This is a genomic window from Nonomuraea sp. NPDC050022, assembly GCF_044460705.1.
Classification (GTDB): Bacteria; Actinomycetota; Actinomycetes; order Streptosporangiales; family Streptosporangiaceae; genus Nonomuraea.
The window spans coordinates 377,147-403,353 of the sequence record NZ_JBITKE010000011.1; the positions used below are offsets into that span (position 1 = coordinate 377,147).

General features: G+C 72.1%; 12 protein-coding genes. 4 read left to right on the top strand and 8 right to left on the bottom strand.

Annotated elements, in window-relative coordinates; genetic code table 11:
- Positions 1-132 precede the first annotated feature (132 nt).
- The 4 genes from ACIBO2_RS42315 to ACIBO2_RS42330 form a co-directional block, all read right to left on the bottom strand.
- Positions 133-13,242 carry an SDR family NAD(P)-dependent oxidoreductase gene (locus ACIBO2_RS42315; RefSeq protein WP_397303991.1) on the bottom strand — a complete coding sequence of 4,370 codons (13,110 nt, stop codon included), beginning with the start codon at positions 13,240-13,242 and terminating at the stop codon, positions 133-135.
- A gap of 169 nt (positions 13,243-13,411) precedes the next feature.
- Positions 13,412-14,629, bottom strand: a complete 1,218-nt coding sequence (locus tag ACIBO2_RS42320; protein ID WP_358549879.1) for a type III PLP-dependent enzyme — start codon at positions 14,627-14,629, stop codon at positions 13,412-13,414.
- Positions 14,626-16,125, bottom strand: a complete 1,500-nt coding sequence (locus ACIBO2_RS42325) for an AMP-binding protein (RefSeq protein ID WP_397303992.1) — start codon at positions 16,123-16,125, stop codon at positions 14,626-14,628. Before ACIBO2_RS42325 ends, ACIBO2_RS42320 begins: the two co-directional genes overlap by 4 nt.
- Positions 16,126-16,286: 161 nt before the next feature.
- Positions 16,287-17,849 carry an AMP-binding protein gene (locus tag ACIBO2_RS42330; protein WP_358549875.1) on the bottom strand — a complete coding sequence of 521 codons (1,563 nt, stop codon included), beginning with the start codon at positions 17,847-17,849 and terminating at the stop codon, positions 16,287-16,289.
- Between the two features lie 93 nt (positions 17,850-17,942).
- On the opposite strand from ACIBO2_RS42330, the gene ACIBO2_RS42335 reads away from it, so the two are divergent.
- Positions 17,943-18,185 (top strand): phosphopantetheine-binding protein, encoded by a 243-nt coding sequence (locus ACIBO2_RS42335; RefSeq protein ID WP_357951452.1) that lies wholly within the window; start codon positions 17,943-17,945, stop codon positions 18,183-18,185.
- A 65-nt stretch (positions 18,186-18,250) separates the two neighbouring features.
- Here ACIBO2_RS42335 and ACIBO2_RS42340 read toward each other — a convergent pair whose 3' ends face one another.
- Genes ACIBO2_RS42340 through ACIBO2_RS42355 form a run of 4 tightly spaced genes read right to left on the bottom strand, consistent with a single transcriptional unit; the run spans position 18,251 to position 21,821 of the window.
- Positions 18,251-19,195: an ACP S-malonyltransferase gene (locus ACIBO2_RS42340; RefSeq protein WP_358549873.1), complete on the bottom strand. Its 945-nt coding sequence runs from the start codon at positions 19,193-19,195 to the stop codon at positions 18,251-18,253.
- Positions 19,188-20,114, bottom strand: a complete 927-nt coding sequence (locus ACIBO2_RS42345; RefSeq protein WP_358549871.1) for a proline iminopeptidase-family hydrolase — start codon at positions 20,112-20,114, stop codon at positions 19,188-19,190. Before ACIBO2_RS42345 ends, ACIBO2_RS42340 begins: the two co-directional genes overlap by 8 nt.
- Entirely contained in the window at positions 20,111-21,226 is a 1,116-nt protein-coding gene (locus tag ACIBO2_RS42350; protein WP_358549869.1) for an aminotransferase class V-fold PLP-dependent enzyme, read from the bottom strand. The genes ACIBO2_RS42345 and ACIBO2_RS42350 overlap by 4 nt, the downstream gene beginning before the upstream one ends.
- A 4-nt stretch (positions 21,227-21,230) precedes the next feature.
- The gene (locus ACIBO2_RS42355) at positions 21,231-21,821 is read right to left on the bottom strand and encodes a dTDP-4-dehydrorhamnose 3,5-epimerase family protein (RefSeq protein WP_397303993.1); all 591 of its coding nucleotides are present in this window, start codon (positions 21,819-21,821) and stop codon (positions 21,231-21,233) included.
- Between the two features lie 499 nt (positions 21,822-22,320).
- Between ACIBO2_RS42355 and ACIBO2_RS42360 the strand changes: the two genes are divergently transcribed.
- Genes ACIBO2_RS42360 through ACIBO2_RS42370 form a run of 3 tightly spaced genes read left to right on the top strand, consistent with a single transcriptional unit; the run spans position 22,321 to position 26,161 of the window.
- Positions 22,321-23,742, top strand: a complete 1,422-nt coding sequence (locus ACIBO2_RS42360; protein ID WP_358549865.1) for a carboxyl transferase domain-containing protein — start codon at positions 22,321-22,323, stop codon at positions 23,740-23,742.
- Positions 23,743-23,772: 30 nt separating this feature from the next.
- Complete coding sequence (gene ccrA, locus ACIBO2_RS42365) at positions 23,773-25,131, top strand: crotonyl-CoA carboxylase/reductase (protein ID WP_358549863.1); 1,359 nt, start codon at positions 23,773-23,775, stop codon at positions 25,129-25,131.
- Positions 25,132-25,162: 31 nt separating this feature from the next.
- On the top strand, positions 25,163-26,161 hold the full coding sequence (locus tag ACIBO2_RS42370; protein WP_358549861.1) for a ketoacyl-ACP synthase III: 999 nt from the start codon (positions 25,163-25,165) through the stop codon (positions 26,159-26,161).
- Positions 26,162-26,207: the final 46 nt, after the last annotated feature.

Genomic DNA, 26,207 nt, shown 5'->3' on the forward strand with positions numbered 1-26,207 from the left:
CTAATCACCGATTCATATTCCGCGCATCGGCCTGAAGGGCCATCCGTGCCCTCCTCTTCAGGGATGGTTCGGTGGCATGAACGGTACTCGGGACGGAAAATCGGACTCTTTGTCGGCGGCCATGACATGGCATCAGAATTCTTTGTCGAGAATATTGAAAAGTTCTTCGGCGCTGGCCGATTCGAGCGTCGGCTCCGCCGGGTCCTCCGTCCGGCCGTGCGCCTCGGCCCACTTCGCCGTGAGCGCCTTGAGCCGGGCGGTGATCCGCGCGTGCCCGTCGGGATCCGGTACGAGCCGGTCCAACGCCTGTTCGAGCTCGGCCAGCTCGGCCTCCAGCGGTTCGGCGGCCGGGTCGTCGTCGCCGAGCAGTTCGGTCTTGATGAAGGCGGCCACGGCTTCCGGCGTCGGGTAGTCGAAGACGAGCGTGGCGGGCAGGCGTACGTCCGCCGCCGCGCTCAGCCGGTTGCGCAGCTCGACCGCGGTCAGCGAGTCGAACCCCAGCTCCTTGAACCCCCGCACCGGATCGACCGGGTCCTCGGTGTCGTGGCCGAGCACGGCGGCGACGTGGGTGCGTACCAGGCTGAGCAGCATGCGGTCACGCGCCGCCCTGGACAGCGGGGTCAGCCGGTCCGTCAACGAGACGGGCGCGGCGGCGGGGGCCGTGACCGAGGCCGTGACGGGCGCCCGCCCGACAGGGGCGGTGACCAGGCCACGGAGCATCGGCGGCGGCCCTTCCTCGCGCGACCGCACGGCCGCGAGATCCAGCCGGATCGGAACCAGCGCGGCCTCGTCGAGCGCGAGCGACTCGTCGAACAGCGCCAGCCCCGCCTCGGCCGACAGCGGCAGCAGGCCCGAGTGACGCAGCCGGCGCAGGTCGGCCTCGCCGAGCTGGGCGGTCATGCCGCCCACCTCCGGCGCCCACATGCCCCAGGCCAGCGAGAGCCCCGGCAGACCGGCCGCCCTGCGGTGCGCGGCCAGCGCGTCGAGGAAGGCGTTGGCCGCCGCGTAGTTGCCCTGCCCGGCGGCGTCGAGCGTGCCGGCCGAGGAGGAGAAGAGCACGAACGCCGACAGGTCCAGATTTTTCGTGAGTTGGTGAAGATGCCAGGCGGCGTTGGCTTTGGGCCGCCAGACCGTGTCCACCTGCTCGGGCGTGAGCGAGCCGATGACTCCGTCGGCCACGACGCCCGCCGTGTGCACGACCGCGGTCAGCGAACGGCCCGCGAGCAGCTCCGCGAGCGCGTCGCGGTCGGCGACGTCGCACGCCGCGACCTCGACGCGGGCCCCCTGCTCGATGAGCTCCGCGCGCAGCCGGTCGGCGCCCGGGGCGTCGAGCCCCCTGCGGCCGACCAGCAGCAGGTCGCGCACGCCGTGCTCGGCCACCAGATGCCGGGCCACCAGCGCGCCGAGCCCGCCCGTGCCGCCGGTGACGAGCACGGTGCCGGCGCCGCCGATGGGCGTGGGCACGGTCAGCACGATCTTGCCGGTGTGCCGGGCCTGCGCCATGTACCGGAACGCCTCGGGCGCGCGTCGCACGTCCCAGACGCGGGTCGGCAGGGGTGCGAAGGTGCCCTCCTCGAACAGCTTCACCAGCTCGGTCAGGATCTCCTGAGTCCGGTCCGGCCCGGCGTCGGAGAGGTCGAACGGCGCGTAGCGGACGCCGGGCGCGATCGTCTCCACGTCCCGGATGTCGGTCTTGCCCATCTCCACGAACCGGCCACCGGGAGCCAGCATGCCCAGGGAGGCGTCGGTGAACTCACCCGCGAGCGAGTTGAGCACCACATCGACCTGGCCGAACTTCTCCGCGAACTCCAGCGTCCGCGACGAGGCCACATGCGCGTCGTCCAGCGGCAGCGACGCCCACTTGGCGGGACTCGCCGTACCGAACACCTCCGCGCCCAGCCACCGCGCGAGCTGCACCGCCGCCATACCGACCCCACCGGCGGCCGCGTGCACCAGCACCCGGTCCCCTGTTTTAAGGTCGGCCAGATCAACAAGGCCGTAGTAGGCGGTCGCGAAGACGGCCGGCACGGCGGCCGCGTCCACGAAGGACCAGCCGTCCGGCATGTGCACCACCATCCGGTGATCGGTCACCGTATAGGGCCCGAAACCACCCTCGAACAGCCCGAACACCCGGTCTCCGGGGGCGAACCGGGTGACGCCGGAGCCGACCTCGACGACCACGCCGGCGCCCTCGCCGCCGATGGACGTCTCGCCCGGGTACATGCCGAGGGCCATCAGGACGTCGCGGAAGTTCAGGCCGCAGGCCCGCATGGACACGCGTACCTCGAACTCCTCCAAGGGCCGCCGGGCCGCGTCGCAGGCAATCGCCGCCAGGGCGTCGATCGTCCCCGGCTCGGTGATCTCCAGATGCCAGGACTCCGCACCGGGCGGCAGCTTCAGCAGGCCGTCCTCGCCGGTCATGGCCAGCCGCGGCGCGAGCGCGTCGCCCTCGCGAAGGGCCAGCTCAGGCTCCTGACCAGTCAGTGCGGTGGGCAGCGCCCGGTAGGAGGCCGCCGTGTCATCCACGTCGACGAGGAGGAACCGGCCGGGGTTCTCGGCCTGCGCGGCACGTACCAGAGCCCAGACGGGGGCGTGGGCCAGGTCGGGGGTGTCGTCGTCGGCCCCGGTGCGCACTGAGTCGCCGGTCACCAGCACCAGCTTGGCGCCGCCGAAGCGCTCGTCGGCCAGCCAGCCCTGAAGCAGGCCGAGCGTCCGTCCGGTCAGCTCGCGAGCGTCCACCGAGGGATCCGCCGACGCGGGCTGATGCCCGGCCGGGCCCAGCCCCGCCGACGCGAGTTCGCGTCCTGCGGAGACCTCGGCCGCTGACACCGGCTCGCGTCCTGCGGAGACCAGCCCCGCAGGCTCGTACCCGGCGCGGACCAGAACCGCCGTCGGCGGCGGGGTCAGGGCGGCCAGCGCGTCCAGGTCCGGGACGGCGCGCGCGGAGAGTCCCGCGGCGCGCAGGCCCGTGAGCAGTTCGCCGTCGTCGGCGCCGAGCACCGCCCAGTCGTCGCGCGAGCCGCCGACGGCCACGCGCGTCCACTTCACCTGGTACGGCGAGGCGCCCGCCCCGCTCCGGCCGGCGCCGAGCCCGGCGCCGGAGACGGGCCGCATGGCCAGCGAGCCCACGCTGGCCAGCGGCGCGCCCGTCGCGTCCGCAACGGTCAGCAGCGGCGCGCCCGAGCCGTCGGCGGACACCTGGACGCGGGCGGCGGTGGCGCCGGTCGCGTACAGGCTGACGTCGGTCCAGCTGAAGGGCAGCTCGACCCGAGGATCCCCGGGCGCCATCGCCCTGCCGTCCCGGGGATCCTCGGTCGCCAGCCCGATGGCGTGCAGCACGGCGTCGAACAGCGCGGGATGCAGGCCGAAGCTGCCCGCGTCCGCCACCACGGCGTCGGGCAGCTCAATGTCGGCGAACACCGCGCCGTCGCGCCGCCAGGCCGCGCGCAGCCCTCGGAAGGCGGGCCCGTATTCGGTGCCTTCGACGGCCAGCCGCGCGTAGAGGTCGCCGACGTCGATGGGCGTGGCGCCGGGCGGCGGCCATTCGGCCAGGTCGAAGGCGGGTGGTTGGTCCGCGACGGCGAGCGTCCCGGTCGCGTGCCGGGTCCAGGGCCGTTCGCCCGTGGTGGCCCGCGAGTAGACGGTCACCGTACGGCGGCCCGAGTCGTCCGCCCCGGAGACGATCACCTCGATCGTGACGGCGTCCCGCTCCCCCAGCACGAGGGGTGCCTCCAGGGTCAGCTCTTCGACGAGGTCGCACCCGGCCTGGTGACCGGCCGCGACGGCGAGCTCGACGAAGGCCGTGCCCGGAACCAGCACGGTGCCGAGGATCCGGTGATCGGCCAGCCAGGGGTGACCGGCGAGCGAGAGCCTGCCGGTGTACAGCGACCCACCGGTGTCGGGCAGCTCGACCGCGGCGCCCAGTAGCGGGTGAGCCGCGGCTTCGAGCCCGAGCGAGGCGGGATCGCCGCCGTGGTGGGCGAGCCTCAGCCAGTAATGGCGACGCTGGAAGGCGTAGGTGGGCAGATCCACCCGCCCGGCTCCAGCGTAGAAGGTGTCCCAGTCCACCTCCGCCCCGCGCGCGTACGCCCTGCCGATGGCCGTGACCAGTTGCCCGGCCTCGTCCCGGTCTCGCCGCAGCAGCGGCACCGCGACCGGCGCGGGTTCCCGGTCCGTGGCGCCTTCCTGCACCAGCCCCGACAGCACCGCGTCGGGACCCAGCTCCAGGAGGGTCCGTACGCCCCGCTCGCGCAGGAAGGCGACGCCGTCGGCGAACCGTACCGGCTCCCGCACGTGCCGCACCCAGTACTCGGCCGAGAACCGCGACACCGGCTCACCGGTCAGGTTCGACACCACCGGGATCGCCGCGTCCTGGTACTCCAGTCCGGCGGCCACCTCACCGAAGGCGCCGAGGATCGGCTCCATGCGGTGGGAGTGGAACGCGTCGCTGACCCGCAGCCGCCGGCACCTCAACCCGCGCCGGCCGAACTCCGCCGCCACCCGCTCTACCGCGGGCTCGTCGCCCGAGACCACGATCGAGGCCGGTCCGTTCACCGACGCGATCTCCACCTGGCCCGCCACGTCGGAGAGCTCGGCCAGCAGCTTGGCGACCGTCGCCTCTCCGGCCGCGACCGCGAGCATCGCCCCGCCCTGCGGAAGCCCCCGCATCAGCCGGCCCCGCGCCGCCACGAGCGCGCACGCGTCCTCCAGTGACAGCACGCCCGCGACGTGCGCCGCCGCGAGTTCGCCCACCGAATGGCCCATCAGGTAGTCCGGCGCCATCCCCCACGACTCCAGGAGCCGATAGAGGGCCACTTCCACGGCGAACAGCCCCGTCTGGGCGTACTGCGTCTGGTCCAGGAGGTCCGGCCTGCCCCACATCACCTCGGTCAGGGGCACGTCCAGATGGCGGTCCAAACCCGCCGCGACCGCCTCCAGGTGCTCCTTGAAGGTGGGGAACGCCCTGGTCAGCTCCAGGCCCATCCCTACCCGCTGGCTTCCCTGGCCGGTGAACATGAATCCCAGCCCGGCGCCCTCAGTGTCCCCGGGACCGCTCACGACATCGACCGGCTCGGCCCCTTCGGCGACCCGCGCCAGACCCGCGACCAGCTCCGCCCGATCGGCCGCCACCACGACAGCCCGATGGCTCAGCAGCGACCGCGTTCTGACCAGCGAGTACCCCACCTGCGCGGGGACCATGTCCTCGGCAGCCGCCACGAAGTCCCGCAGCCGCTCCGCCTGCGCCCGTACCGCGTCCGCGCCACGCGCGGAGACCACCACCGGCACCGGTACGTCGGCAACCGGCGCCCCAGCGGGGACCGGCTCCTCGGCCGGAACGCCCTCGATCACCACGTGCGCGTTGGTCCCGCTGATGCCGAACGACGACACGCCCGCCCGGCGTGGCCGCCCGTCGCGGTCCTGCCAGGGGGTCGCCTCGGTCACCAGCGACACCGCGCCCGCCGACCAGTCCACGTGCGAGGACGGGGCGTCGACGTGCAGCGTCTTCGGCAGTACGCCGTGCCGCATCGCCAGGACCATCTTGATCACACCGGCGACGCCGGCCGCGCACTGGGTGTGCCCGATGTTGGACTTGACCGTGCCCAGCCACAGCGGCCGATCCTGCGGACGGTCCTTGCCGTACGTGGCCAGCAGCGCCTGCGCCTCGATCGGGTCCCCGAGCGTGGTGCCGGTGCCGTGGGCCTCGACCGCGTCGATGTCGGCCAGGCCGAGACCGGCGTTGGCCACCGCCTGGCGGATCACCCGCTGCTGGGACGGCCCGTTCGGCGCGGTGAGCCCGTTGCTGGCGCCGTCCTGATTGACCGCACTCCCCCGCACGACCGCCATCACCTGATGGCCGTGACGGCGCGCGTCGGACAACCGCTCCAGCAGCAACAGACCCACACCCTCGGCGAACGCCGTACCATCCGCCGCCTCCGCGAACGCCTTGCACCGCCCATCCCGCGCCAGACCCCGCTGCCGGCTGAACTCCACGAAGATCTCCGGCGTGGACAGCACGGTCACCCCACCGGCGAGCGCGAGCGTGCTCTCGCCACGGCGCAGCGACTCGCAGGCCAGATGCAGCGCGACCAGGGACGACGAGCACGCCGTGTCCAAGGTGACGGCCGGGCCCTCCAGGCCGAGCGCGTAGGCGACGCGGCCGGACATCACCGAGCTGGAGTTGCCGGTGATCAGGTATCCCTCCACCTCCTCGGGCAGGGGCCCGGGCCCGGTGCCGTAGCCGGTGGCGGAGGCGCCGACGAACACGCCCGTCGAGCTGCCCCTGAGGTCGCCGGGGTCGATGCCCGCGCGTTCGAGGGTCTCCCAGGCGGCTTCGAGCAGCAGCCGCTGCTGCGGATCGGTGGCCAGGGCCTCACGCGGCGAGATCCCGAAGAAGGCCGCGTCGAAGTCCCCGGCCTCGTACACGAAGCCGCCGACCCGCACATAGCTGCTGCCGGCGCTCTCGGTGTCGGGGTCGTAGAGCCGCTCCAGGTCCCAGCCGCGGTCGGCGGGGAACTCCGACATCGCGTCCCGGCCTTCGGCGAGCAGGCGCCACAGCGCCTCCGGCGAGTCGACACCGCCGGGATAGCGGCAGCCCATCCCGACGATGACGATCGGATCGTCGTCGAGCGGGGCGGCGGGGGTGGCGACCGGCGCGACGGTGGCCGCCGCGCCGAGCAGCCTGCCCTTGATGTGCTGGGCGAGCGCGGCGGGCGTCGGATAGTCGAAGACCAGCGTCGCGGGCAGCCGCAGCCCGGTGGCGGCGTTGAGCCGGTTGCGCAGCTCGATGGCGGTCAGCGAGTCGAAGCCGAGCTCCTTGAACGCCCGGCCGGCGTCCACCGAGCCGGCGTCGGCGTGGCCGAGCACGGTGGCGGCCTGCGCCCGGATCAGGGAGACCAGCACCTGGTCGCGGTCGTTCTCGGGCAGCCCGGCCAGCTGCCGCTCCAGCGCGGAGGCGACACCGCCGGGTACGGCGCCCGCCGCGACGTTGCGCTGCGCGGGCGCGTGCACCAGGCCGCGCAGCATCGGCTGGACCCCGGCGGGGTCGCGCCGCATCGCGGCGAGGTCGAGGCGGATCGGCGCCAGCAGGGCCTCGTCCACCGTCAGGGCGGCGTCGAAGAGCGCCAGCCCGTCCTCGGAGGACAGGCCACGGGCGCCCGACCGCTCCATCCGCGCTATGTCGGCGTCCTGCAGATGGGCGCTCATGTTGCTGCGCTGTTCCCAGAAGCCCCAGGCCAGCGATACTGCGGCGAGGCCGTGCGCGCGCCGGTGCGCGGCCAGCGCGTCCATGAACACGTTCGCCGCCGCGTAGTTGCCCTGCCCGGCATCGCCCAGGACACCGGCCGCGGAGGAGAACAGCACGAACGCCGACACGTCGAGATCCCGCGTCAGCTCGTGCAGGTTCCACGCCCCGTCGACCTTGGGCCGCAGCACCGCGTCCACGCGCTCCGGCGTCAGCGCGGCCACCACGCCGTCGTCCAGCGCCCCGGCGGTGTGCACCACCCCGCGCAGCGGGGCCTGTACCTCGGCCAGCACCTCGGCCAGGGCCGCCCGATCGGCCACGTCGCAGGCCACGACCCGCACCCGCGCGCCCGCCCCGGACAGCTCCTCCAGCAGTTCCGGCGCTCCGGCGGCCGAGATCCCGGACCGGCTCACGAGCAGCAGATCCCGTACGCCGTGCACCGTCACCAGATGGCGCGCCACCAGCGCGCCCAGGCCGCCCGTGCCACCGGTGACCAGCACCGTCCCGCCGCCGCCGAACGTGGGCGGCATCGACAGCACGATCTTGCCGGTGTGCCGGGCGAGCGACATGAACCGCAGCGCCTCGCCGGCCCGCCGCACGTCCCAGACCCGGACCGGCGGCAGCGACAGCGCGCCCCGCTCGAACAGGGCCATCACCTCGGCCAGCAGCTCGCCCAGCCGGTCGGGACCGGCCTCCATCAGGGAGTAGGGGAGGTAACGCAGGCCGGGGTGAGTGTCGGCGACCTGGCCGGGTTCGCGCAGATCGGTCTTGCCGATCTCCAGGAACCGGCCGCCCTCGGCGACCATGTCCAGGGAGGCGTCGGTGAACTCACCGGCCAGCGAGTTGAGCACCACGTCGATCTGGCCGAACTTCTGCGCGAACTCCAGTGTCCGTGAGGAAGCCACATGCGCGTCGTCCAGGGTCGTCGACGCCCACTTGCCGGGGCTCGCCGTACCGAACACCTCCGCGCCGAACGACCGGGCGAGCTGCACCGCCGCCATTCCGACCCCACCGGCGGCCGCGTGCACCAGCACCCGGTCACCTGCTTTAAGGTCGGCCAGATCGGCCAGGCCGTAGTAGGCGGTCAGGAACGCCACCGGCACCGACGCCGCCTCCGCGAACGACCAACCGGCGGGCATCGGCGCCAGCAACCGCCGATCCGTCACTCCCACGGGACCGAAGGCCCCGTCCAGCAGCCCCAGCACTCGATCACCGGGCGCCAGATCGGCCACGGCCGACCCGACCTCCAGCACTACGCCCGCGACCTCGCCGCCGATGGGCTCGCCGTGTTCGGGCACCATGCCGAGGGTGACGACCAGGTCGCGGAAGTTGAGACCGGCCGCCCGCACCGACACCCGCACCTCGTCCGGCCCCAGCGGGCGGGCCGCTTCCGGGCAGGGAACCAGGGACAGGCCGTCCAGGCTGCCCTTGACCGCCGCGTCCAGGCGCCATTCCGCGACGCCCACGGGCAGGGCCAGCGTGTCCTTGGTGGCCGCGCGGGCCAGCCTGGGCACCAGTACCTCGCCGGATCGCACGGCCAGCTGCGGCTCGGCGAGCGCCGCCAGCACGGCGGGCACCGGCACCTCGGAGTCGTCGAGATCCAGCAGCACGAACCGGCCGGGATGCTCCGACTGCGCGGACCGCAGCAGGCCCCAGACCGGCGCGCTCGCCAGGTCCCGAACCTCCGCGTCCGGCCCCGCCGCCACCGCGCCGCGGGTCACCACGACGAGCCGCGCCGAGGTCAGCCGCTCGTCGGCCAGCCATGCCTGTACGAGCCCCAGCGCCCGATGCGTGGCCGACCGCGCGCCACCCACCACTTCTCCCGGTGCGGAGCCGTCCGGTCCGACGCCCGCAAACGGTTCGGAGCCGTCCGACCCGACGCCCACGAACGGTGCGGTGCCGTCCGACCCGACGCCCACGAACGGTGCGGAGCCATCCGGCGAGAAGCTCACTCTGTCCGACCGGAAGCTCACGAACACGGTGTCGGGGAGCGGATCCGACGAGGTCAGCGCCGCCAGGTCAGCGTACTCGGCCCTCGCGACGCCCGCCCGGCGCAGGCCGTACGGGTCCGGCCCGAGCACCGCGGCGCCCCCGGCCAGAGCCGGCGTCGGCTGCGCGGCAGGCGCCGCCGTCCACTCAACGCGGAACAGCGAATCCCCATGGGCCACCGAGGCGGCGGAGAGCTGCTGCGCCGAAGCCGACCGCGAGACCAGCGAGCCCACCGTGGCGACGGGCGCGCCCGAGGCGTCGGCCAGCCACAGCGACAGGGTGTCGGGACCCGAGGGCGACAGCCGGACCCGCACGGCCGCCGCACCCGTGGCGCGCAGGGACACGCCGGTCCAGGCGAAGGGCAGGCTCAGGCGATCGTCGGCGGGGTCCAGCAGCGACCCCGCGTGCAGCGCCGCGTCGAGCAGCGCCGGATGCAGGCCGTACAGCTCGGCGTCGCGGGTCGCCTGCTCGGGCAGCCTGACCTCGGCGAAGACCTCGTCACCGCGCAGCCACGCCGCCTTCAGCCCTTGGAACAGCGGGCCGTAGCCGTAGCCGGCGTCGGCGAGCCGGTCGTAGAGGCCGTCGAGGTCCGCGGGCGTCGCGCCCTCCGGCGGCCACTGGGCCAGGTCGAAGACCTCGGGTGCGTCATCGGGGGCGACGTACCCGCTCGCGTGGCGGATCCACGGCGCGTCGGCCGGGGCGTCCTCCGCCCGTGAGTGCACGGTGATGCCGCGTCGTCCCGCGTCCTCGGGCGCTCCGACGGACACCTGCAGCCACACCCCGCCGCGCTCGGGTACGACCAGCGGGGCCTCCAGCGTCAGCTCCTCCAGCAGGCCGCAGCCGACCTGGTCGCCCGCCCGGATGGCGAGCTCGACGAAGGCGGTGCCGGGCAGGAGCGGCGTGCCCGCGGCGGCGTGGTCGGCCAGCCAGGGGTGCAGCTGGAGCGAGAGCCGTCCGGTCAGGAGGGCGCCACCGGATTCGGCGAGTGTCACGGCCGCGCCCAGCAGCGGATGGCCGGCGTCGGTCAGCCCCGCCGAGGCGACGTCACCGGCCGAGGTGCGGGTCTCCAGCCAGTAGTGGCGGTGCTGGAAGGCGTACGTGGGCAGCTCGACCAGGTTCGCGCCGGGGAGGAGGGCGGCCCAGTCGACGGCCACGCCACGCACGTACGCCTCCGCGACCGAGGTCAGCGCGCGGCGCAGATCGCCTTCCCCACGGCGCAGGGTGCCGCCGGCGAACGCGTCGGCTCCGGCCTCGTCGATCGTGTCCTGCACGCTCATCACGAGCACCGGGTGGGCGCTCATTTCGAGGAACGCGTCGTGTCCTCCGGCGAGCAGCTCCTCGATCACGGCCTGGAACTCGATCGGCTGGCGAGCGTTGTGGAACCAGTAGTCGGCGGTCAGCTCGCCGGTGTCCAGGAGTTGACCCGTGACCGTGGAGTGGAACGGCACCTCTCCCGGGGCCGGGGACACGGTTTCGAGCAGCCGGGTCAGCTCCTCGCGCAGCGGGTCGACCTGGTCGCAGTGGGAGGCGACGGTGCTGGCCAGGAGACGGGCGCGGACGCCCGCCGCCTCGTACTCGGCGACGAGCTCGGCGAGCGCCTGCTCGTCGCCCACCGCGGTGCACGACGATGGGCCGTTCTTCGCGCCGATGGACAGCCGTCCGTCCCAGCGGGCCAGCCGTTCCTCCACCTCACCGGCCGCCGCGGCGATGGCCGCGATCGCGCCCTTGCCCACCAGGCGCTCGGCGAACAGGCGGCTGCGCAGCACGATCACGCGTACGGCGTCGGCCAGGGACAGCCCGCTGGCCACGTACGCGGCGGCGACCTCGCCCTGGGAGTGGCCGACGACGGCGGCGGGCCGCACGCCCAGCGACTTCCAGAGGGCGGCCACCGACACCATCACCGCGAACAGCACCGGCTGGACGACCTCGAGCCGGTCCAGCGAGGGCGCGCCCGGCTCGCCGCGCAGCACGTCGAGCAGCCGCCAGTCGACGTGGGTCTCGATCTCCGCCGCGCACTCCGCCATGCTCCGGGCGAAGACCGGCGAGGTGTCCAGGAGGTCCACCGCCATGCCGGCCCACTGCGAGCCCTGACCGGGGAAGATGAAGACGACGCGGCGCTCGGCGGTGGCCTCGCCCTCGGTCACCTCGGCGGCGGGCTCGCCTTCGGACAGCGCGGTCAGCCCGGCGAGCAGGTCGGTCCGGTCACCGGCGGCGACCACCGCGCGGTGCTGCCAGGTCGAGCGCGAGGTCACCAGCGAGTGGGCGACGTCGGCCGGGCGAAGGTCCTCGTGTTCCGCCAGATGGGCCGCCAGCCGGGCGGCCTGCGCGCGCAGCGCCTCGGGCGCTTTGCCCGACAACACCAGGGGGACGACGGCCGGGGGCGGACCGCCGTCCCCATCCGGGGTGGCTGCTACGGGCGGCTCCTCCAGGATCAGGTGCGCGTTGGTGCCGCTGACGCCGAAGGAGGAGACGCCGGCTCGCCGCGGGGCACCGCCCGCGGGCCAGGGGCGGCTCTCGGTGAGCAGTTCGACCGCGCCGAGGGACCAGTTGACGTACGGCGAGGGCTCGTCCACGTGCAGGGTGCGCGGCAGCGTCTCGTGGCGCATGGCCATGGCCATCTTGATCACACCGGCGACGCCAGCCGCCGCCTGGGTGTGCCCGATGTTCGACTTGAGGGAGCCGATGCGCAGCGGCCCGCGCTCGCCCCGGTCGCGGCCGTACGTGGCCATCAGGGCGTGCGCCTCGATCGGGTCGCCCAGCTTGGTGCCGGTGCCGTGCGCCTCGACCACGTCGACGTCGGCCGGAGACAGGCCCGCGTTGCCCAGCGCCCGCCGGATCACGCGTTCCTGGGAAGGACCGTTCGGCGCGGTCAGGCCGCTGCTCGCGCCGTCCTGGTTGATCGCCGAGCCCCTGATGACCGCGAGCACGGGGTGGCCCCGGCGGCGCGCGTCCGACAGCCGCTCGATCGCGAGGATGCCGACGCCCTCGGAGAAGCCGGTGCCATCGGCGGAGGCGGCGAACGCCTTGCACCGGCCGTCCGCGGCGAGCACCCGCTGCCGGCTGAACGCGGTGTAGGTGCCGGGGGTGGACATCACGGTCACGCCACCGGCCAGCGCGAGGTCGGTCTCGCCGTTACGCAGCGCCTGACAGGCCAGGTGCAGGGCGACCAGGGAGGCGGAGCAGGCGGTGTCGACGGTGAGCGTGGGCCCTTCGAGACCGAGGGCGTAGGCGATCCGGCCGGACACCACGCTCGGGGCGTTGCCCGTCACGAGGTAGCCCTCGACCTCTTCCGGCGCCTTGTCCAGCCGGGGGCCGTAGTCCTGCGGCTCGGCGCCGATGAACACGCCGGCCTGGCTGCCGCGCAGCGAGCGCGGGTCGATGCCCGCCCGCTCGAACGCCTCCCAGGAGGCTTCGAGCACCAGCCGCTGCTGGGGGTCCATGGCGACGGCCTCACGCGGGTTGATGCCGAAGAAGTCGGCGTCGAACTCACCGGCGTCGTGCAGGAAGTGACCCGACCGGACATAGGTGGCGTTGGGCGCGTCCGGGTCGTCGTCGAACAGCCGGTCGAGGTCCCAGCCCCGGTCGACGGGGAACCCTGTGAGGGTCTCCCCGCTCTCGGCGACCAGCCGCCACAGCTCTTCGGGAGTGGTGATCCCGCCCGGATAGCGGCAGCCGACGCCGATGATGGCGAGCGGCTCGTCCGCCCGTGCCCCGGCGGTGCCCGGATCGGCTTCCGCTGTCTCCGTATCGGCCAGCCCAAGCACGTCGGTGAACAGGTACTCGACGACCGCCTCGGGGGTGGGGTGGTCGAAGGCGATCGTGACCGGCAGTTCGGCGCCGACCGCCTGGGCCAGGCGGTCGTGCAGCTCGACGGCGGCCAGCGAGTCGAGTCCCAGTTCCCTGAAGCCGCGCTGGGGATCCACCGCGTCGGGGGCGTCTGGGAGCACGGTCCGCAGGACCTCGACGGTCAGGTCGTGCACCAGGTCGGCGAGGAAGCGACGCTGCTCGCTCAAGACACACACTCCGCTCACTCATGTCATTTCGTACTTGCGGTTGACGTCAATCCGGGGGGTGTCACTCGTACTCGCGGCTGAAGTCGATCCGGGGGTGTCACTCGTACTCGCGGCTGAAGTCGATCCGGGGGTGTCACTCGTACTTGCGGCTGAAGTCGATCTGGGGGTGTCACTCGTACTTGCGGTTGAATTCGATCCGGGAGACGGACACCACCTGGTGGCCGTGCGCGACGACCTCGATGGGCGCGGGGTGGCCCAGGAACATCACGAGGCTCGCGGTCATGCCGTAGGCGCCCGCGTTGGGGATGGTCACGACGTCGCCGGGTGCCAGCGGGGGCAGTGAGACGTTCCTGGCGAGGATGTCGCCGGGGGTGCAGAGCGGGCCGACCAGGGTCGCGGGCGACCGTTCGCCCTCGTGGGTGGCGCCGTTGAGCTCCACCGAGACCGGTAGGAGCCTGCCCAGGCCGGACATGCCGCCGAGGGTGTTGATGCCGGCGTCCAGGATGACGAACCTGCGGCCGCGGCTCTCCTTGACGTTGACCACGGTGCAGACCAGCGTGCCGCAGTCGCCGGCCAGGTAACGGCCGGACTCGCAGGCGATCTGGGGCGTGCCCGCCCGCCAGCCGGCGAACTTCGCGTCGAGGACCCTCTCCAGCCCGGCGCGCAGGCCGCCGTACACGGGCCGCTCTCCCCCGGTGAGGTACGGCGCGGCGAATCCGCCGCCGATGTCCAGCAGGCGGATCGGCAGGCCCGTCTCCCGCTCCAGGCGCGCGGCCACCGAGATGGTGTGGTCGAACTCGGCGACGAGGCTCTCCTCGTCCTTGGAGTTGCTCAGGGAGAAGAGGTGCGCCCCCGCCAGCCGCGTGCCGGGCACCGCCCGGAGCTCCGGCATCAGCGCGGGGATCGTCTCCTCGTCGAAGCCGAACTGGGAGGGCGCACCGGTCATCCGGATGCTGGTGGCGGCGCCGGGCTCGGCGCTGTTGACGCGCAGCAGGCAGTCCACGAGCACGCCGCGCCGGGAGGCGACCTGCCCGACATGCCACAGGTCGGTGGGCGATTCGACGGAGAACAGGCGGACGCCGCCGTCGACGGCGACCTCCAGTTCCTCGGTGGTCTTGCCCGGTCCGGTGAGGAGCACCTCGGAGCCGTCGAAGCCCGCGGCGAACGCCGCGTTCAGCTCGCCGGTCGAGCTGATCTCGGCGAGCGCGCCGCCGTCGCGCAGCGCTCGGGCGATCTCCGGGTGCGGGTTGGCCTTGAAGGAGTAGAACAGCGAGAACCCGCCGGGCAGGGCCTGACGCAGGTCCTTCTGCGCGGTGGCGACGCGGTCCAGGTCGTAGACGTACAGCGGGGAGCCGTAGCGAGCGGCGAGCTCGGCGTACCAGTTCACGCGTGACCTCCGTCGAGCAGCAGGGCCAGCTGTTTGCGCTCGTTCTTGCCGTTGAGCGTCAGCGGGAAGCGGGGCAGGACATGACAGGCGGCCGGCACCTTCGCGGGTTCGAGCCGCTGTTTCAGCGCGTTGAGCACGCTGCTGGGCGCCAGATCGGCCTCGACGAAGACCACGAGGTCACGGCCGTCGCCCGGGGGCAGCACCACGGCCGCGCGCACGCCGGGGACGTCCATGGCGGCCGCCTCGATCTCGGTCGTGCTCATCCGGGTGCCCCGGCGTTTGAACATGTCGTCTCTGCGGCCTTCGAAGTACAGGTAGCCGTCCTGGTCGAGCCGGCCGTAGTCGCCGGTGTGCAGGCGGACCTCGCCGGTGACCGGGTCGCGGCGGTAGGCGCGGGCGGTGAGCTCGGGGTCGCGCCAGTAGCCGGCCATCACGTTGGGACCGGCGACCACGATCTCCCCGGTCTCCCCGGCCGGCAACGAGCGGCCCGCGCTGTCGAGGATCTCCACCCGGGTGCCGGGCAGCGGACGGCCGACCGCGCCGGGCCGGTCCCGGTCGAGCTCCGGCTCCATGATCGTGACGCGCTTGCACTCGGTGATGCCGTACATGCGCACCACCCGGGCGCCGGGGGCGCAGGCGCGCAGGCTGCGGATGGTCGCCTCCGGCAGCGCGGCCCCGGTGTTGGTGAACATCCGCACCTTCGACACCGAGCCGGTCGCCCGCCGGGCCAGGGTCGCGATCATGCCGCCCAGCGACGGGACGACGGGCACGACGGTCGCGCCGGCGTCGCTGATCTGGCCGAGCAGCATCAGGTCGGATCCGTCCTCGGCCAGGACCAGTTCCGCGCCGCCGAGGGCGGCGAGGAAGATCTGGTAGAGGCCGTAGTCGAAGGACATGGGCAGCCGGCAGAAGACCACGTCGTCCGGCCCGTATCCGAGCACCGCGTTGATCGCCGAGGCGGCGAAGGTGACCTGCGCGTGCGGGCAGATCACCCCCTTGGGCGCGGCGGTGCTGCCCGAGGTGTAGATCAGGATGGCGACGTCCGAGGGCAGGACCTTGACCGGCTCACGCGCGGCCGGCTCACGCGTGGCCGGGTGCTCACGCGTGGTCGGCTCCTGCGCGGCCGGCTGCCCCGCCAGCTCCTCGACCTCGGGCCAGAAGTCGTCGATGTCGCGCACCGGCATGGTGGCGACCTCGCGCATGGCCTCGCCGCCCCCGATGACCAGCGTGGGCTCCGCGTCCTGAAGGACGGAGCGCAGATGGAAGGCCTTCATCTCGGGGTGCAGCGGCACGAAGATCGCGCCGAGCCGCGAGAGGCCGTAGACGATGGGCACCGTCTCCCGCCGGTTGGCCAGCTGGACGATGACCCGGTCCCCCGGGCCCACGCCACTGGCCGCCAGCCGGCGGGCGACGGCGTGGCTGAGCTCGCCGACCCGCTGGTAGCTCCACGCGCCGCGCGCGTCGCGGACCGCGTCGCCCTCGGGTCTCGCGTCCATGGCCTCATCGAGCAGATCGTGGATGAGGCCCGATCGAAGAAACCGCGTCCCGTCCAATATCGTCCTCCCGCCCAGGTGGGAAAAGGAATTTCCAGGAATGTCGATCAATGAAAAAGCAAATCATTGAAAAGTTATCCCGAACCCTGATTTCCAATAGACCCCTACCGCCCCCCTAAAGCGCCCCTCCCCTCTTCCGCGACCCGCTCACGTTTACCCACCAGGCCCGCGGCCAGCTCTCGCAGACCCGCTCTGTCGACTTTTCTGTTGGGATTCAGCGGCAGCTCGTCGAGATACCGATAGTGCCGCGGAATGAGACCGGCCGGCAGTGTCTCGACGAGCCGGGTGGTGAAATCGGTAGGGGGCAGCCGAACGCCGGTGTAGAACACGACGGGCACGGCGGTGCCGTCCTTTTCGGCACTCACGGTGACCGCGTCCGCCACTCCGGCGACGCCGCGCACGGCGTGATCGATCTCGGCCAGTTCGACCCGCCAGCCGTGCACCTGGATCTGGGCGTCGGCTCTGCCGAGGTAGACGAGTTCGCCGTTGTCCGCGACCCGGACGCGGTCGCCGGTGTTGTACCAGGTGCGGCCGTCCCGCTCGACGAATCGGCCCTTGTCGTCGGCCGGATCGAGGTATCCCGGGGTCAGCTGCGGCCCGGTGATCCACAGCTCCCCCTCGTCGTGGACGGTCCGGCCGTCCTCGTCCACCAGGAGGTGGCCGTGGCCGGGATGCACCGTGCCGATCGGGGACAGGCCGTTGACGCAGCGGCCGGGCGAGGTCTGCCCCGACCAGCGGTGACCGGTGATCGTGATCGTCAGCTCGGTCGGGCCGTAGAGGTTCTCCACGATGGAGGCGCTCGCCGCCCGCTGCCAGTCGGCGGCGTCCGCGCACTTCAGCGCCTCTCCGGCGAAGAAGCTCCAGCGCAGGGTAGGCATCGCGCCCGCATCGAGCCCGCCCGTCCTGCGCACCAGGGAGATCGCGCTGGGGGTGGAGAACCACACGGTGATCCCCTGCTCGGCCAGGTATCGGGGCAGGTCTCCGTACGCGTGCGGCGGCACGGCCACCGCGGTCCCGCCGGCGGCCCAGGCGCAGAACAGGTCGAACATCGCGCAGTCGAAGGTCAGGTCGAAGGTCTGCGAGAACACGTCGTCAGGGGTGAAGTCGTAGCGTCCGGCCAGCAGGTCGAAGTAGTGCGCGGTGTTCCCGTGGGTGATGGGCACCCCCTTGGGACGGCCCGTCGACCCCGAGGTGAACAGCACGTACGCGGTGTCGGCGGGGTCGACCGGCCGCGGCGCGGCGAGTGCCCGCCCGCCGCCGAGCGCGTCGGGGGTGAGGACGAGCACGTCCACCCCCTGGGCGCGGAGCTCGGCCGCCCGCTTCTGGCCGCGATCATCGACGATCAGCGCCGACACCCCGGCGGCCTCGATCATCTGGCGGGTCCTGGCGGCCGGGAAGTCGGGCTGGAGCGGCACCACCGCCGCGCCCGCGTACAGGCCGGCGAGCAGGCCCGCGTATGCCGTGCCCCCTTTGTCGGCCAGAACCCCTACGGCACCGAGCGGGCGGGGCGAGGCCCGCAGCAGCGCGCCGGCCCAGCGCAGCGCCGACCGATGGAGCTCGGCGTAACTCGCCGTGTCCGGCCCGGCCCGGAAGGCCGGCCGCTCGGGCGCCATACCGAGGCCGCGCAGGAAATGCGCGTAGAGGGGTCGCGAATAATCTGCGCTCATCTGAACCACCCATTATGGACATTCGCCTTGCCGCCGGATAGCGTCGGCGCCGTGGGCTCGTTAGCGATAACCGTAGAAAGGAAATCAGCTGTCATGTGGGATGCCCGATTCGAAGAACTCCTGCGGCCACTGCTGCCGTTTCTGCCGCCTGATGACAAGCTCGCCGAAAATGCCGATCTCCCCGGTCTCGGCCTCGATTCGCTCGGCATCGTCGAGCTGCTGGCCGCGCTCGAGGAGACGTACGGCGTGCGATTCAGGGACGAGGCGCTGACGAAGGAGACGTTCGCCACTCCGGGCACACTCTGGAAAGTCCTGTCCGGGATTCCCGCGACCTGACCGACCGCCGCCCGACCGGCCGCCCGCCTGATCGACCGGCGCCTGACGAGGTCCACGGGACCTCGTCAGGCCGATGGGACCGACGGCCGCGGCAGTACCGCCATCCTCGGGTTGACCGGGACCACGGTGAAGCTCCGCGTGGTGACCGGCACCCGGCCGAACATGGCGTCCTGGCCGCTGACGACGACCTTCGTGACGTTGAGCCGCCGCAACGTGGCCACCACCTCGGGCCAGCGCAGCGGCCGGACGAAGCCGTCGAGCACCATGGCCCGCACGCCCGCCGCGCCGGTGAGCAGCGTCCCGTCGTGATCGTCGACGACCGGCAGCCGCGGGTCGGTGAAGCGCAGGGCGCCGAACACCTCCTCCTCGGCCCTCTTGCGCAGCGGCTCCAGCACGGCTGAGTGCATGGGCGGCCGCATCCTGTACAGCGGCAGCCCGCCGAGCGCCCGGATCCTGCCTTCCAGCCACGCCGCCCGCCGCTCCCGCAGCGAGACCATGTAGAAGTCGTGGTCGATGTAGCAGGAGATGTCGTGCCATTCGCCCTGCTCGCGCAGTTCGGCCAGCAGCTCGCTCAGCTTGTCCTCGGGAACGCGGACGAAGGAGCAGGTGACGAGGTCGCGGTGCTCGTGCGCGAAGTAGTCCGCCGTACAGCGGGCCAGCTCGGCGGTCATGCGCACGGCGTCGGGGAAGGACAGCGCGCCCGAGTAGGCGGCGGCCGCCTTGCCGCCGAAGCTCGGGCCCGCGCACACGTGCGGGGCGATGTCCAGCGTCCGCTCGGCCCATTCGGCCAGGGCCAGGCTGTTCACCAGGAACGCCACCTGGGCCGCCTCGGAGTAGTCGTCCGCGGAGTCGCGGAAGCGGTCGGCCAGCGAGTAGCCCAGCACCTCGTCGGCGCGCGCGACCAGCCGCCGCGCGACGGGGTCGCCGAGCATGAACGCGTCGACGTCGGTGAACCGGGTGGGCCCCATCCCGGGGAAGACGATCGCGGTCCGCATGTCCACTTCACTCACCCAGGCCCTTCAGAAAGTCGATCAGCACCTGGGTGAAGCGTTCGGGCTCCTCCAGGTGCGGCGTGTGGCTGGACTCCTCGAAGACCTCCCACCGCACGTCGGGGATGAGGTCGAAGTACGGTCGCACGGTGGCGGGCGTGGCCTCGTCGTGCCGCCCGGAGATGAGCAGCGTGGGCACCTGGATGTCCGCGACGCGGTCCTCCACGCCCCAGTCACGCAGCGAGCCGATCACGTGGAACTCGCTGGGGCCGTTCATCGCGTAGTAGACCGTCGGGTCGTTGTAGATCTCCATGAACGTGGCGACGAACTCGCGCGGCCAGGGGTCCAGGGTGCAGACGTGCCGGTTGTAGAAGACCATCATCGCGTCGAAGTACTCCTGGGAGTCGGTCGTGCCCGCGGCCTCGTGCCGGCGCAGCGTCTCGTCGACGCCGTCGGGCAGCCGGTCGCGCAGCACCCGCATCTCACTCAGCCAGAGCCGGTAGGAGGCGGGGGCGTCGGCGATCACCAGGCCGCGCAGGCCCGCCGGTCTGGCCGAGGCGTGCAGGGCGGCCAGCATGCCGCCCCACGACTGTCCGACCAGCACGTAGTCGTCGCGCACGTCGAGCCGGCGCAGCAGGTTGTCCAGCTCGTCGAGGAACAGCTGCGGCGTCCAGAACTCCGCCCCCTTGTCCGGCAGATGGGTGGAGCCGCCGTTGCCGAGCTGGTCGTAGTGCACGACGGGCCAGCCGTGCTGGGCCAGGACGGCCAGGCCGACCAGATAGTCGTGCGTGCTGCCGGGGCCGCCGTGCAGGACGACGACGGCCGGACGGCCCGCGCCGCCCGGCTCGCCGGTGATCCGGTACCAGGTCCGGTGCTCCCCGAACGGCACCGTGCCCTTCGCCGCCCGCCCTGCGTTGTGTACGGCGGCGGGCGCGGTCACCAGCCCCGCCTGACGGTGTCCGCGATGTGCGCGCGCTGCTCCTCGGTGATCCACCAGCCGACGGGCACGCACACCACGCGCGGGGCCACATGGTCGAGGCCGGGCAGCAGCGACGCGTACGGGCGCATGACCGTGTGCAGGTCGTTGCGCTCGTGCACGTTGCTGACCATGATCCCGGCCTCGTCCATGCGCTTCATGAAGCCCTCGCGGTCCTCCACCTTCATCGGATAGATCCAGAAGGAGGACTGGCGGTCGGCGGCCCGTTCGGTCAGCTCGACGCCGGGGACGCCGGCCAGCTCCCTGTCGTAGAAGGCGGCGTTGGCACGGTGCCGGGCCACCACCTCCTCCGCCCACGCCAGATTGGCCAGGCCGATGGAGGCGTTGATGTCGTTCATGTGGAACTTGAAGCCCCACTCCGTGACGTCCGGCGGGTTGCGCAGCCGGTCGGCCGTACGGTCGATGCCGAACCAGCGCAGCCGCTCGGCGCGCCGGCGCAGCTCCTCGCTCGGCAGGACGAGAGCGCCCCCGTCGCCGCAGGTCAGGTGCTTGATGGCCTGGAAGCTGAATACGCACAGGTTGCCGTGACTGCCGATCGGCGCGCCGCGGTAGGTCGCGCCCCACGCGTGCGCGCAGTCCTCGATCACCGGCGGGCGGAACCCGAATCTGGCCTCGGCCTGGTCGAGGATCTCGCGGAGGCGGTCGAGGTCGAGGGGGTAGCCGCCGAAGTGCACGATCATGATCGCCCGTGTCTTCGGCGAGATCTTGCGGGCCAGGTCGTCCAGATCGACGTTGAGGGTGGCCGGGTCGATGTCCACCCACTTGACGCGCAGCCGGTTGGCCATGATCGCCCAGTTGGTGGCCTCCATGGTCAACGGCGTGGACAGCACCTCGCCGCCGTCGTCGGCATCCTCGCGGGCGACCATGTGCAGGGCGAGGTGCAGGCCCGCCGTGGCGCTGTTGACCGTGACCACCTCGTCCCGGCCGATCCGCCCGGCGAGCGCTCGTTCGAACTCCTGGACCTTGGCGCCCTGGCCGATCATGCCGCTGCCGATGACCTGGGCGGCCATGGCCGGCGCCTCGGGAGACATCGCCACCCGGAACAGTGGGATCATGCCGTCACCTCGTGAGCGTGAGATCGTCGAGTTCGGCGTACAACGCCCGGCACTCGGCCATGGTGGGCAGCAGCCCCCGCTTCGCGGCCTCGCGCAGGGAAGGCGCCGCCGCGTCCTTGTCGGAGCGCACGGGCTCGGGCTCGGTGGGCCAGGGCAGGCCGAGTTCCGGGTCGAGCGAGTTGATGATGACCTCAGAGCCCGGCGACCAGGTGCTCGAGCACATGTACACGACGGTCGCCTCGTCGGTCAGCGGCGCGAACCCGTGCGCCAGCCCTTCCGCCAGGTACAGGGCGTGCCGGTTCGCGGCGGTCAGCTCGACCGCGACATGCTCGCCGTACGTGGGCGAGCCGACGCGGATGTCGAGCACGATGTCGACGATGCCCCCCTGCGCACAGCTGACATAACGGGCCTGACCCGGCAGCGCGATGGCATGCATGCCGCGGATGGTCCCGCGCCGGGACAGCGAGCAGTTGAGTTGCGCCACCGACAACCGATGGCCCACCGCCCGCTCGAACGCCGGCTGGCTGAACACTTCGAGGAAAACTCCCCGGTGGTCGGAGTGGACGTCCGGAGTGATCAGGAAAGCTTTCTCCACGCCAAGCTCGGCTATCTCCATGCGCATGCCTTTCAGACATAGGAAATCTGGCCGTACGTCGAAATGACGGCACCATGATTGGCCGTTGGAGACGCGCGAAACAACCCCTACCGGCCCCCCTAGCGGCAACTATGGCGCTATATGCGATAAAGCCATTGTTTTTCGGAACGTTCCCACTCCGCAGGGGCGGCGTCGTCGGCCGGACGACCCGGATGCGGATCGGCATCGGGCCTGACGTGCGGACATGATCGCAGCAGTGGTGGCTTCGCCCACGAAACATCGCCGCGGATCAGCCCCAGGACGACGCCGTTCGCCCTCGCTCAGCAACGCTACAGGGCGCTTAGGGGGACTGGTAAGGGTTGTGTGGAGATAGTGCGTGGATAAGCCTATTTTCAGCAGTCTGCTGGAATCCATCAGAAAAGTCCTCAGCGTTGGCGCTGGAGGTAGGAAACATGCGGGAACCAATAAATTCAACCCTGCATGAGAACGGGAGACGGCGTTGACCGCCACACCGATCACGCAGGAACACTTCCCGCTCGATCAGCGTGCGCCGGCCGTACGGCTGGCCCGGCTGCTCGACGCCGACTCAGTGGTGCCCCTGCATGACCCGGACGCCAGCGGCGTGTCCGCGGCCAGTGGCCGCATCGCGGGCCACAAGGTGATCACCTTCTGCACCGACCCGGCCAACATGGGCGGCGCGCTCGGCGCCGCGGGCTGCGACAAGATCGTGTCGGCCATCGACGCGGCGCTGCTCGAAGGCTGCCCGGTGATCGGCCTGTGGCACTCCGGCGGCGCCCGGCTGGCCGACGGCGTGGAGTCGATGGACGGTGTCGGGCGGATGTTCGCCGCGATGACCCGCGCCTCCGGGCGCGTGCCGCAGATCTCGGTCATCCTCGGCCCGGCCGCCGGAGCCGCCGCCTACGGTCCCGCGCTCACGGACGTGGTGATCATGTCCAGGGCCGGCCGGATGTTCGTGACCGGCCCCGATGTCGTGCGCTCCGTCACCGGTGAGCAGATCGACATGGAGTCGCTGGGCGGCGCCGAGACGCACAGCCGCAAGTCGGGTGTGGCGCACATCGTGGTCGACTCCGAGAGCGACGCGTACGAGGCCACCCGCCAGGTGACCCTGCTGCTGGCCCATCGCGCCCGCATCGAACCCCACCTCGCCACGGCCGGGAAGGACCTGCGCTCGTTGCTGCCGGAGCGGGCGCGGCGGGCCTATGACGTGCGCCCGCTGGTACGCGAGATCCTCGACGAGGGCGCCCCGTTCATGGAGCTCCAGCCGCGCTGGGCCCCCAACGTCGTCGTCGGCCTCGGCCGCCTGACCGGCGGGAGCGTCGGCGTGATCGCCAACAACCCGCTGCGCATGGGTGGCTGCCTCGACTCGCTGAGCGCCGAGAAGGCCTCGCGATTCGTCCGCATGTGCAACGCGTTCGGCATTCCGCTGATCGTGCTCGTCGACGTTCCCGGTTACCTGCCCGGCGTCACCCAGGAATGGGGTGGCGTGGTCAGGCGGGGCGCCAAGCTGCTGCACGCCTTCGCCGAGGCGGCGGTCCCCCGCGTCACGCTGGTCACGCGCCAGTCGTACGGCGGGGCGTACATCGCCATGAACTCCCGCTCGCTCGGCGCGTCCGCGGTGTTCGCCTGGCCGGAGGCGAGGATCGCGGTGATGAGCGCGGAGGCGGCGGTGGGCATCCTGCACCGCAAGCGCCTGGCCGCCGCGCACGACGACGACGAGCGCGCCGAGCTGCGGCAGCGGCTCGTCGCCGAGCACACCCTCGTCGCGGGAGGTGTCGCCCGCGCCGTCGCGCTGGGCGTCGTCGACGAAGTGATCGACCCCGCGCAGACCCGGCCCAAGCTCGCCATGGCGCTCGCGGCGGCCTCGGCGACACGAGGCCGTCACGGCAACATCCCGCTGTGACCGGCTGACCACCACACCAAGAGGAGTGACATGGATCCCATGGCCGAGGCCCTGCTGGGCGGAGCCGCGCCCGGCGACCTGGCGAAGATCGCGTTGCCGAAGGAGTATCCGGCTTCTTACCTCCGGGTCGAGGACACCGAGATGTTCGCTGGCATGGAGGACAAGGACGTGCGCAAATCGCTGCGCGTCGGCCTGGTGCCCATGCCGCAACTCGCGCCCGACGAGGTCGTGGTGGCGGTGATGGCCAGCTCGATCAACTACAACACCGTCTGGTCGGCCACCTTCGAGCCGCTGCCGACGTTCGGCTTCCTCAAGCGCTTCGGCCGGGCCGGCGGGTTCGCGGCGCGGCACGACCAGCCGTACCACGTGCTGGGTTCCGACGGAGCCGGGGTCATCGTCGCGGTCGGCGCGGGCGTGCGACGCTGGAGCGTCGGCGACCACGTCGTGATCAGTCCGATCCAGGCCGACGACCAGGAAGCGGCGACGCACGACGACGGCATGCTCGGCGCCGAGCAGCGGGTCTGGGGATTCGAGACCAACTTCGGCGGGCTGGCGCACTACACCCTGGTGCGGGCCAGTCAGCTGGCGCCCAAGCCGGCGCACCTGACCTGGGAGGAGGCCGCCTGCGTCACGTTGTGCGCGGGCACGGTCTACCGCATGCTGGTCAGCGCCCGGGGCGCCCGGATGAAACAGGGCGACATCGTCCTCATCTGGGGCGCGGCCGGCGGCCTCGGCGCGTACGCCGTGCAGATGGTGAAGAACGGCGGCGGCATCCCCGTGGGCGTCGTCGGCTCCGACTCGAAGGCCGCGATGCTGAGAAGTCTCGGCTGCGACGTCATCATCAACCGCAACGACATCGGGATGACCGACGACATCGACAGCACGCCCGAACAGGCGATCGCACTGGGCAAGCGCCTGGGAGCGGCCATCCGCGCGGCGGTCGGCGAGGACCCGCACATCGTCATGGACTACGTGGGCCGGGCGACGTTCGCCACCTCCGTGTTCGTGACCCGCCGGGGCGGCTCGGTCGTCACCTGCGGCTCCAGCACCGGATTCCAGCACCACTACGACAACCGGTATCTCTGGATGCACCTCAAGCGCATCATCGGCAGCCATGCGGCGAACCTGCAGGAGGTGCGGGAGTGCGTGCGGCTGTTCGACCTCGGGATGGTGATGCCGACCCTGTCGACCGTCTATCCGCTGGACGAGGTCGCGGAGGCCACCCGGCTGGTGCAGACCAACGGCCACATCGGCAAGGTCGGCGTGCTGTGCATGGCGCCCGAGCCCGGACTGGGCGTCACCGACCCCGCGCGGCGCGCCGAGATCGGCGAGCGGCGGATCAATCCGCTGCGTGGCCTGGCGGACGCCGCCCCCGCGGCGCTGGCGTAGGCGTGGTTTCCAGGAGAAGGCGGAGCTGACAGTGGCCGGACACACTACCGGGATCCTGGCGACCGGTTCGTATCTCCCCGGGGACGAGGTCGCCAATGAGGACCTGGCGGAGCGGGTGGGCGTCGAGGCGGAGTGGATCCTGCGCAAGACGCAGATCGGGTTCCGCCGGCACGCCGCGGCGCACGAGGCGACCTCGGACCTCGCCGTACAGGCCAGCCTGGACGCGTTGCGGCGCGCCGACATCGATGTGGGCCGCATCGGCTACATCATCGTGGCGACCTCCACCGGCGACTTCCCCCAGCCCCCGACGTCCTATCTCGTGCAGGACGCGCTGGGCGCGCGTGCTGCCGCCTGTTTCGACATCAACGTCGTCTGCAGCGGATTCGTGTACGCGCTCGCCATCGCCGACGGTCTCATCGCGCGCCGCCCGGACACCTACGCCCTGGTCATCGGCGCCGACCTGTACAGCAGGCAGCTCGACTTCACCGACCGCCGCACCTCCGTGCTGTTCGGCGACGGGTCCGGCGTCGCCATCGTCGGCGTGGTGCCGGAGCGCTCGGGTTTCATCGACTTCGAGCTGTCCAGCCACGGTGCCGACCACCGGCTCATCGGCATCAAGGCGGGCGGCAGCAGGCATCCGGCCTCGCCCCAGACCGTCGCGGACGGCGAGCACTACTTCAGAATGGACGGCCGCGCGGTGACGGAGTTCGTGCTGGAGCACGTGCCGCCCGCGATGAAGAGCCTGGTGGACCGTGCCGGATTCGGGCTGGAGGAGATCGACACGTTCGTACCCCATCAGGCGAACGGCCGCCTGGTGACGGAGCTGGTCGAGCGCTGCGGCCTCACCGGCTCGCACACCCCGCGCACCCTCGAGAGGTACGGCAACCTGGGCAGCGCCTCCGTGGCCGTCGCGCTCGACGAGGCGAATCGGTCGGGAATCCTCAAACAGGACGATCTCGTCCTGCTCGCCGGCTTCGGCGGCGGCATGTCGGTGGGCGCCTGCCTGCTCCGCTGGACGACCAGAGCTTAGCGACCAGAGCTTTAGTGACCAGAGCCTTAGTGACCAGAGCTTTTCC

What these genes read in the sequence shown, in the direction of transcription:
- ACIBO2_RS42325 (WP_397303992.1), bottom strand. Translation starts at nt 16,125, where the DNA reads ATGGACGCGAGACCCGAGGGCGACGCGGTCCGCGACGCGCGCGGCGCG.
- ACIBO2_RS42330 (WP_358549875.1), bottom strand. Translation starts at nt 17,849, where the DNA reads ATGAGCGCAGATTATTCGCGACCCCTCTACGCGCATTTCCTGCGCGGC.
- ACIBO2_RS42335 (WP_357951452.1), top strand. Translation starts at nt 17,943, where the DNA reads ATGTGGGATGCCCGATTCGAAGAACTCCTGCGGCCACTGCTGCCGTTT.
- ACIBO2_RS42350 (WP_358549869.1), bottom strand. Translation starts at nt 21,226, where the DNA reads ATGATCCCACTGTTCCGGGTGGCGATGTCTCCCGAGGCGCCGGCCATG.
- ccrA (WP_358549863.1), top strand. Translation starts at nt 23,773, where the DNA reads ATGGATCCCATGGCCGAGGCCCTGCTGGGCGGAGCCGCGCCCGGCGAC.